10 protein-coding genes are annotated in these 8,642 nt (G+C 42.9%); 7 read left to right on the forward strand and 3 right to left on the reverse strand.

Annotated elements, in window-relative coordinates:
• Window positions 1–185: 185 nt before the first annotated feature.
• On the reverse strand, window positions 186–1,433 hold the full coding sequence (locus tag H6G05_RS24645; protein WP_190582587.1) for a DUF58 domain-containing protein: 1,248 nt from the start codon (window positions 1,431–1,433) through the stop codon (window positions 186–188).
• 146 nt (window positions 1,434–1,579) lie between these two features.
• Complete coding sequence (locus H6G05_RS24650) at window positions 1,580–2,368, reverse strand: hypothetical protein (protein ID WP_190582589.1); 789 nt, start codon at window positions 2,366–2,368, stop codon at window positions 1,580–1,582.
• Between the two features lie 584 nt (window positions 2,369–2,952).
• Here H6G05_RS24650 and H6G05_RS24655 point away from each other — a divergent pair.
• From H6G05_RS24655 to H6G05_RS25745, 5 genes are all read left to right on the forward strand, one after another.
• Window positions 2,953–3,972 (forward strand): phosphate/phosphite/phosphonate ABC transporter substrate-binding protein, encoded by a 1,020-nt coding sequence (locus tag H6G05_RS24655; protein ID WP_190582591.1) that lies wholly within the window; start codon window positions 2,953–2,955, stop codon window positions 3,970–3,972.
• A gap of 80 nt (window positions 3,973–4,052) precedes the next feature.
• Window positions 4,053–4,832, forward strand: coding sequence for a phosphonate ABC transporter ATP-binding protein (locus H6G05_RS24660; protein WP_190582593.1), 780 nt, complete (start codon window positions 4,053–4,055; stop codon window positions 4,830–4,832).
• Window positions 4,832–5,635 carry a phosphonate ABC transporter, permease protein PhnE gene (phnE, locus tag H6G05_RS24665; protein ID WP_190582595.1) on the forward strand — a complete coding sequence of 268 codons (804 nt, stop codon included), beginning with the start codon at window positions 4,832–4,834 and terminating at the stop codon, window positions 5,633–5,635. Before H6G05_RS24660 ends, phnE begins: the two co-directional genes overlap by 1 nt.
• A gap of 99 nt (window positions 5,636–5,734) precedes the next feature.
• On the forward strand, window positions 5,735–6,337 hold the full coding sequence (locus H6G05_RS24670) for a Uma2 family endonuclease (RefSeq protein WP_242025822.1): 603 nt from the start codon (window positions 5,735–5,737) through the stop codon (window positions 6,335–6,337).
• Window positions 6,319–6,447, forward strand: a complete 129-nt coding sequence (locus H6G05_RS25745) for a hypothetical protein (protein WP_277874789.1) — start codon at window positions 6,319–6,321, stop codon at window positions 6,445–6,447. The genes H6G05_RS24670 and H6G05_RS25745 overlap by 19 nt, the downstream gene beginning before the upstream one ends.
• Window positions 6,448–6,516: 69 nt before the next feature.
• Here H6G05_RS25745 and H6G05_RS24675 read toward each other — a convergent pair whose 3' ends face one another.
• A complete protein-coding gene (locus H6G05_RS24675) occupies window positions 6,517–7,065 on the reverse strand; it encodes a 2'-5' RNA ligase family protein (RefSeq protein ID WP_190582597.1) in 549 nt (182 codons plus the stop codon).
• A 49-nt stretch (window positions 7,066–7,114) separates the two neighbouring features.
• Here H6G05_RS24675 and H6G05_RS24680 point away from each other — a divergent pair, with 49 nt between their 5' ends.
• Window positions 7,115–7,456, forward strand: coding sequence for a hypothetical protein (locus H6G05_RS24680; RefSeq protein WP_242025823.1), 342 nt, complete (start codon window positions 7,115–7,117; stop codon window positions 7,454–7,456).
• Between the two features lie 115 nt (window positions 7,457–7,571).
• Window positions 7,572–8,543 (forward strand): restriction endonuclease, encoded by a 972-nt coding sequence (locus H6G05_RS24685; RefSeq protein WP_190582599.1) that lies wholly within the window; start codon window positions 7,572–7,574, stop codon window positions 8,541–8,543.
• Window positions 8,544–8,642 lie beyond the last annotated feature (99 nt).

Here is an 8,642-nt window from a genome sequence, read left to right on the forward strand (position 1 = left end):
GAAATTTATGCTATTCATTTTTGGTGCTGGTGTTCAATATCCGCACCTTATACGATGAATGGCTTTTTTATCTATAACTCCTAATTCTGTCCGCAGTATTGATAAGTAGCTAGGCACAAAAATATACAATCCAAAAGCCTGAGGTGCACGTGCAGCGTGCACCTCAGGCTTTTGGATCTAGCTACTTAAAGCGTTAAATAACCTTGAAGTTGCGATCGCAAAGATTTGTAACTTGTATCTTCAGCATCTAGCATTGTTTCAATCGTTAAACCAAGCGATCGCTGATTTGGAACTGATACTTTTGATGATTGTCCTGACGCTTGCCACAGCAACCAACGGCTGCCAAGGGGCAAATAGCCGATGCTATCGCTACGATGGGATATCCAGACCACTGGTAAATCAGGCAAGTCTTTGAGCAGATCGGTGGAACTCGTTGTCATATTTACGGCAGCTAAAGTCTCCAACACAGCGCGATCGCTCTCGACAATACCTGTATCATTTGTCCAGAGTCTGACACTTAGCTTCGATTTTTGAGCATAGAAATAGAGTGAAGCCGCCGCTACTACTGCTTCTTCAAAGGCTTGAGGCTCCCATCCTACAGAATTATCGAGGGCGATCGCCACTTCTTGCCCACCAATGGTGACTTCCAATTCTCGCACCCGCAATTCGCCAAACTTAGCACTAGTGCGCCAATGGATTAATCGGGTTGGATCACCCCAACGATAGGGACGCAAAGTCTTCGTTAAACCCTCAGTGGCATTGCTGTAATTATGGTCATCGCTATATTGGCGCGGATTCGTATCACTTCCCAATTGATCAACTAAGGGACAGCGATCGAGGGGTAGCACTGTTGGATAAACGATCGCCTTGTTTCCCGAGGGGCAAGCGCGACGACTACGGAAAAGTCCTAATGGGCTAGAGGTGGCAATTTCTGTAGCTCGGAACCAAAATACGCCGCGCTTAGTAGTTTTTACTTCATAGTTCCAGTGATATTCCTGAAGCGGTGCAATTAACTCAATTACTACTTCTTGTTGCAAAATATTTGAGAGATTTTCTGGCAAAATATCCCGCACTTCTAGCAATCTTTTTTCAGTTCGCCCCGTATTTTGAATGGTCAAATCCACCCATAGATCATCATCCACACTGACTGGATCAATCGGCGATCGCTTCACTACCATTTCTGCTAATAGGCGCTTGGGCATAACCGCCCCTACGATTAATAGGGCAAAACTTACGCCACTAATTACATAGAGCCAACCCGAAAGGGTATTGGTCGCCGCCATAAAGAAGAATACTGTTAAAGCGGTAAACATTCCCCCAATAAACTCTGGTGTCGCAAATCGCCATTCTAACCATTTAAAAAAGCGTTTAATCTTAGATATTTTTTTCGGTTTAGAACTACGCTGTTGGCGATCGCTTTGGCTATTTGACATATGGTTTTTGTTGTATTTTAACGCAGGAGCAGCCTGATCAAAATTGATCAGGTAATACCAATATTAATTACAAACCCGAACCCGTAAAGTAGCGCCCCTGCGGGGCGCTACTTTACGGGTTCGGGTAATTTATTTTGCACAAGTACTTAATAAATTGATTCCTTCGGCTTTACCAAATTAATTGCTCTTAAGCCCGAAATTACCCCCGTACCAATTACTGCTCCAGATAGCCCACGCATAGCATTTTCGACAGGAATGATCGGAATTAACATCTTCCAAATTGGTTCTGGCCAGTTAAATAGATAGTAAGTAAATGGAACTTGACTTAGGTGCGCCAATCCACAAATTGTCCAAGTACCACCAAAAATACCGATCGCTACTTTCACAAAATTATTACTGCTAATTAATTTTGTGAATAATATTCGGGTTGGCAATAAAAAAAGCAATATGGCTGACCAGTCAATAAAGGCTCCTGCGATAAAAGTATCTAAAGGAATACCATTACGAGCGATCGCTAAATAAGCATAAACGGCAAGTTCGCTCACAAACAAAACCGTTAAGCCCAAATACCAATATCTACGCTTTTGTCCAATCACCATCGCTCCCGCCGCAAAGCTAGCGATCACGGCTCCCCAAATGGCGATCGCAGGAACTCCTGCGGTATAGGGCGCGAGAAATACCCCGATTAGTGTCCCAATGCCACTGGCTAAGGCTCCTGCTAAGGGGCCAAGCAGCCAACCGAGTAGCGGATAAATGCTTTGACTGAGGGGAATGCCTTTGCCTGAGCCAAGTACGATTGAAAAAGGAATAAATGCTAAGACAGTGACCACTGCCGCGAGGACAATAATATAGGCGATCGGAGCGCCGTCGATGGCAGCTCCACCCATCGTTGTTACTTCGCGTTCTACACCTTCAGGAATTTGATTTTCGGTCATGGCAATTTAGACAAGCCTACATTAGCGATCTTTTTAGCATTTTTATAGAATAGCCACCTGTATCAGGACAAATCAAAACCCAAATATTATGAGGCGGCGCAAAGCGCCGCCTCATAATATTTGGAGAATGGCGATAGCTATAGTTTTCATTTTATCGCAACTGGAGAAGGGGCTTGACGCTGAGGCTAATTCATAGAGCCTTTTTTGAAATTGGTCACTCAAGCTTGGGACTTTAATAAAATCATCTTCTGATCTGCTGGGCAGGTTTTACTGATAATCTTACGCTGCTTGGTCAAAGCATCGACTAAACCTAATCTCCTCTTATAAGTTATTTATAGCTATAGCCACCTGTATCAGGACAAATCAAAACCCAGATAGTGTGAGGCGTTACTTCGCGCCGCCTCACACTATCTGGGTTTTATAATGGCGACAGCTATAATTGGCACTCTTAGGCGATCGGCAGAATAACAAAGACTAGAAATTACCTGTAAGTTATTGACTTTAATTCTCAAATAGGTTTAAGCTACTTTTATTAGTTATTGCAAGTAATTCTTCTTAGTGTATTGACCGCTTTTCAAAAATCAATGAAAAAAATTTCGTGTTTACCAGTTAATTTTGCGGTAGTCGCAGGGTTAATATCTTTAATCGGCTTAACTGCTTGTACAGGAAATAGCCCCACGCCTCCATCTCAGCCTAATGCGGCTCAGACACCTGCTGCAACTACAGAACCAGCCAAAGAAACTAAACCTACTCCCACTGAAGCTGCACAGGCTCCGCTTAAGGAACTAACGATCGCCTTTGCAACTCGTCGTGACACTACAGATTTACAGACCAAGGTTGATAAGGTATCGGCAATTTTATCCAAAGAGATGGGTATCCCAGTGAAGGGGATCATCGCTGATGAAACTGCCTCCGTAGAAGCACTCAAGGCTAATCGAGCCAATGTTGCCTTCGTCAGTGGTCGCGCTGCCCTCAAAGCAGAACTACTATCGGGCGCAAAAATGTACTTAGCTGAGGTGCGTCCTGACTATTCAGGTGGTAAGACCTATAACTCGATCTTTGTCGTACCAGTGGATAGTCCGTTAAAAACCTTGGCAGATCCTACCCAAACTCTTGAGCAGTTGCGCGGTAAACGCATGGCATTTACATCACGTTCCTCTGGTTCTGGATTTATCTTCCCTGTTAGCGAACTAGTGGGGCTGAAGTTTGTGGATGGCCCCGATCGCTTAGAGCAGTTTTTCGGCAAAGTTACCTATGGGGACGGCTATAGCAGTGCCTTACAAGCAGTACTGCGTGAGCAAGCCGATGTGGCTGTAGTTTCGGAATATGCGTTACTGCCGCCTTGGATTACCGAGGAAGAGGGCAAAAAATTACGGGTGCTGCACCCAGTTCCTAATGTGCCAGCTCATGGCATTTCCATTGATGATAGTGTGCCTGCTGATCAACGGGAAAAGTTGATTAATGCTTTCTTGAAGCTGAATGAGTCAGAGAACAAAGATCTATTCCGCAGTCTTTACAACTCAACCGAGTTAGTCAAAGTTGATCACGAGCAACATTTGGCGACGATGCGGACTGCCATTGAAAGGGCTGGTCTGAAACCATAACCTATTGGTTGCCTAGCAGAGCTAGGCAACCAATAGATCTTTGACTTCTCTTTGACTTCAATAATTAAAATTTTAAAATCATGGAACCTCTATCAGATAACACATCACCTGCGATCGCCTGCCAAAATCTTCGCACTGCTTATCAATCAACTTTAAAACGTCCCATCTTGAATGGAATTGATTTGAAAATTAATCACGGCGAGTTTGTGGCGCTGCTGGGACTGAACGGCGCAGGCAAATCAACACTTTTGCGATCGCTGGTGGGATTAGTGCCTGTCAGTCAAGGCGAAATTCAGATCTGTGGCACGACTGTTCAGCCCAAACTGGTTGACGAAGTTCGTAAAAATGTGGGTTTTCTCGTACAAGGGGGCGGCTTAGTCGATCAACTTTCCTGCTTAGATAATGTCCTGTGTGGATGTCTAGGAGAACTGAATACATGGCAAAGCTTGTGGGGATTTCCTAAACGCGATCGCCGTGTAGCAATGCAGTTACTCCAAAAAATGGGTTTGCAAGAACAGATTTATCAGAAGGCAAGACAACTCAGTGGTGGTCAACGTCAACGGGTAGCGATCGCCCGCACTTTGATTCAGTCGCCTCATATTTTGTTGGCTGATGAACCCACTACAGGCTTGGATGTGTCAGGTATTAATCAAGTGATGAGTAGCCTACAGGAAATGAATCGCAAAGGCTTAACGGTTGTGGTCGTGCTGCATGATCTCGCCCTTGCTGCTCAGTACGCACAGCGAGCGATCGTTCTGCAAGAAGGGCAGGTCTGGTATGATGGGGACTGTCAAAATATGGACAGACAGTTTGCTCAGTTGCAAAATCTCTCCCTAGTTCAGTCCGTTAACGCCGCATAATGAAATTTCTTGATCGAATTCGTCCCTATACCTCTAACCGCTACAATGTCTGGGCATTCAGAGGTTTAGTTATCATCGGTCTAGGTTGGGCGTATATTTGGTCATTACAAGGTTTAAAAATTGATCCCAAACTAATCCAAACTAGTCTGCCTTACATGACAGATTTTCTGTCGCGACTTTGGCCGCCTGATTTGAGCATTTTGGATGTGGCGATTAAAGCTCTGATTGAGACTGTGCAGATGTCCCTTTGGGGAACGACGATTGGGGCGATCCTCTCAATTCCACTTGCCCTATTGTCAGCACAAAATCTTTCGCCATTGTGGTTACGCTGGATCGCGAATCTTCTCCAAAATACTGTACGTTCAGTTCCATCAATTATCTTAGGTTTGTTTTTTGTGGCGGCGACGGGTTTAGGTGCGCCTGCGGGAACTTTGGCTTTAGGAATTTATACAATTGGTTATTTAGCTAAGTTCTATCAAGAAGCGATCGAGTCTGTAGATAAGCGATCGCTGGAGTCTTTGCAAGTTGGTCGCGCCTCTTGGTGGCAGATTGCTCAATATGGGATTATGCCGCAGGTATTGCCACTATGTCTCGGCTATACGTTCTATATGTTTGAGTACAATATCCGTGCTGCCTCGGTTTTAGGTGTAGTCGGCGCAGGGGGAATTGGTTTCGAGTTAGTGAGTTATATTCGCGGGTTTGAATACAATAAAGCCATGACAATGATGTTGGTGTTGCTGGTAGTTGTGACTAGTATCGATGTCATTAGCAGTCAATTAAGGAATAAGTTCAAATCTGATTAAAACCCAAAAGATAAGTGGCGGCGCAAAGCACCCCCACTTATCTTTTGGGTTTTGATTTGTTGCTATAGAATAATTGATATAGTCATCAAAGCTTTTCTTATGTTGTCTATCCAGAACAAAATGATGTTAGACACACTTACTCAGCCAATTTCGCCACCAATTACTTTAGAGCAGTTTCTACTACAGCCAGAAACCAAGCCTGCTAGAGAATTTATCAATGGAATTATCACCCAAAAAACAAGGCAGCAAGGTGAACATAGCTCGATCCAAGGTGAATTGACCAGTACTGTGAATGGAGTTTTTAAAAAAGCACGTATTGCATGGGCTTTTCCAGAACTACGGTGTACTTTTGGCGATCGCTCCATCGTAGCGGATATTGCTGTTTTTACTTGGGAGCATATTCCCACTAATCCAGATGGCACGATCGCTAATACTTTTAATCAGCCGCCAGATTGGGTGATCGAGATTTTGAGTCCGAATCAATCAGTTAATCGGGTGGTTGTCAATATTTTGCATTGTCTCGATCATGGCTCACAAATGGGATGGTTAATTGATCCTGCGGAACGTCTAGTGATCATCTATCAGCCCAATCAACAACCGATCGCGATCGCTCTTCCTTCTCAAATACTAATTGTTCCTAGTTGGGCAAATGCTTTACAACTTAGTCTCGGTGAGCTTTTTGATTGCTTAAAAGTCAATTAGGACTTGCCAAGCAATGGCGTAAGTCTAGGGCTGGCACGGAGGCGCAGCCCCTAGAAGATCTGAAATTTACAGGTAGGGGCAATCCCCCCGTGGTTGCCCTGTTATGCTAGCAGCAAGAGGTTCATTATCTGAATTCCACGTAACATCAGATCCTAGGCAAAACTTGTTTGGCTATATTTTTAAATTGATGATTGCCAAGGAAAAGTAGAGAGAACATTCCATTTTTGGGCTTCATGTTTCAACAGTGTCAGATTAATTGAGTCAAACTCAAAACTAATTTTGCGATCGCAAAATTCTGCCCAAGCCTGTTCAAAGTTTTCAGGGGTTAAGTCGCGAAAAGCAACGGTCATATGTGGCACAAAGGTTCTAGAAGCATAGGGATCATGAATGTCGAGATTGTTGGCAAGGGTAGCCGCAATATCTACATAGAGGTTTGGCAGGATTAGATTGGGTACAACATTGAGATAAATAACGCGAGGTGGGAAAGCGGCAAATCCTGATAGGTTGATCGTAAAAGGCGATCGCGTTTTAGCAAATTTCTCTAGTTCTATTTGTAATGGTTCTAGGCGATCGCTTGATAATTCAAATGGAGGAATTAGGGTGATGTGAGGTGGGGATTTGAGAGTGGATTGAGTGCTGTAGCGATCGCGAAAATCATATTGAATTTGTCTAACTTCATCTTGAATAGAATCAGGTGGCAACAACGCGATAAAAAATTTTTGGTTCATTACATGACGCGCAACTTTTGATGGGCTATTCTATCATTTAGCATAAAGTATGGCTAAAGCAATTGCCAATCAAACGAAGCAAGAAAGGCAACGCGCAAGGAGCGTGAATATTATGAAAACTGAAGCTAAAAAAAAACGGTTAGATCGAAACCGTCCAATGACGACGGTGACAATCCGTATTCCTGAGGATGTAATTGAAGATTTGAAAAAAGTCTCGCCATTATTAGGTTTTTCAGGATATCAACCTTTGGTTCGGGCTTATATTGGTCAGGGACTTCGTGCTGATCTTGAGAGATTGGATGGAGATACTGTTTCTATGTTTATCGAGAGTCTGAAGCGTCTTGGAGTAAGTGATGAGATAATTCGTGAGGCTTTGAGTGAGGTTTCTTAGTAGTTGTTTTTGTGATTGCTTATTCTAAATAGTAGTAAAAATATGTCTGTCAGAAAATGTATATACTAAAATATTAAAGTGTTTCTTTGTGAGTTGAAGAATGAGTGACGAGTGGTTGACTAAAGCTGCTGTCAAGGAGCGTGGTTGGACAGAAGGTGCAATTAAGCAGTTTTTAGGTACACCTGAAGACACTCGAAAAAACCCTCATTATCGCTCAGGTGCTTCAATGCAATTATGGCGAGTTGAAACAGTTTTTAAAGCTGAGCAAAACCCAGAATTTATAGCTTGGAAAACAAAACATGACTGTCATCGTGAAGGCTTTAAGAAACGAGCGATTGAGCAGCACAAACAAAGGCGATCATTGCTTATGGAATGGGTTGATTCATTAGCAATTAAAGTTCCGAAATACTCAGAGGATAAACTCTTTCAATTTGCTATTCTAAACTATAATAACCTTTGGTCAGAACGAGGAGAATTTGAGAAGCTAATTCATCAGGATTTTAGGCAGCTTGATCCTGAATTTTTACATCGAATCACTATCAATGCATTACTTCATGCTCTTTCTGATTATGAGTATCATTTGTCACAGGTAGAAGGGCGCACAGGAGCATCAGAAGCGAGACTCAACCTAAAAAGAAAACTTCTTACATCAATTCACAAAGCCTATCCCAAGGTAACTTATCAAGAGCTTTGGGATTGGATAGATGTAACGATTCCTGATTCTGAACAGGACAATGAACGTATTCATTCTCAGATCATTGCGGCAATTACCAACTTGTCTAAGCAGCTTGCTCGACTCATTGCAAGTGATCCAAGAGGGTTAGCAGATCTGGAGTGGCGGGACATGGAAAGAATGCTTGCAGAAGTATTTCAAGGTTTAGGTTTCGATGTAACTCTTACACCGTCAAGCAAAGATGGGGGGAAAGATTTAATCTTAGAATGCATTGTTCAAGGTGATAAACAAAGTTATGTGGTAGAAATTAAACACTGGCGTTCAGGACAGCGTGTTGGGAAAAGATATATTAGCGATTTTATTAATGTTGTAGCACATGAAAATCGAGATGGAGGACTGTATTTGGCAACTTAGGAATGAAAAACAAATAACTTGTGCAAATTAGGATAATCTCAGACAAAGAAAGAAAAGGAATAATTTTGGGTTATTACAGCGAAGAACTTGAGACAGAGA

Origin of the sequence: Phormidium tenue FACHB-1050, assembly GCF_014696925.1 — a bacterium.
GTDB lineage: Bacteria > Cyanobacteriota > Cyanobacteriia > Pseudanabaenales > Pseudanabaenaceae > Pseudanabaena.

Bases quoted from the DNA above. Each gene is read 5' to 3' on its own strand.
- H6G05_RS24680 (WP_242025823.1), top strand. From the start codon at position 7,115: ATGGCTAAAGCAATTGCCAATCAAACGAAGCAAGAAAGGCAACGCGCA.
- H6G05_RS24645 (WP_190582587.1), bottom strand. From the start codon at position 1,433: ATGTCAAATAGCCAAAGCGATCGCCAACAGCGTAGTTCTAAACCGAAA.
- phnE (WP_190582595.1), top strand. From the start codon at position 4,832: ATGAAATTTCTTGATCGAATTCGTCCCTATACCTCTAACCGCTACAAT.
- H6G05_RS24660 (WP_190582593.1), top strand. From the start codon at position 4,053: ATGGAACCTCTATCAGATAACACATCACCTGCGATCGCCTGCCAAAAT.
- H6G05_RS24655 (WP_190582591.1), top strand. From the start codon at position 2,953: ATGAAAAAAATTTCGTGTTTACCAGTTAATTTTGCGGTAGTCGCAGGG.
- H6G05_RS24675 (WP_190582597.1), bottom strand. From the start codon at position 7,065: ATGAACCAAAAATTTTTTATCGCGTTGTTGCCACCTGATTCTATTCAA.
- H6G05_RS24670 (WP_242025822.1), top strand. From the start codon at position 5,735: ATGTTGTCTATCCAGAACAAAATGATGTTAGACACACTTACTCAGCCA.
- H6G05_RS24650 (WP_190582589.1), bottom strand. From the start codon at position 2,368: ATGACCGAAAATCAAATTCCTGAAGGTGTAGAACGCGAAGTAACAACG.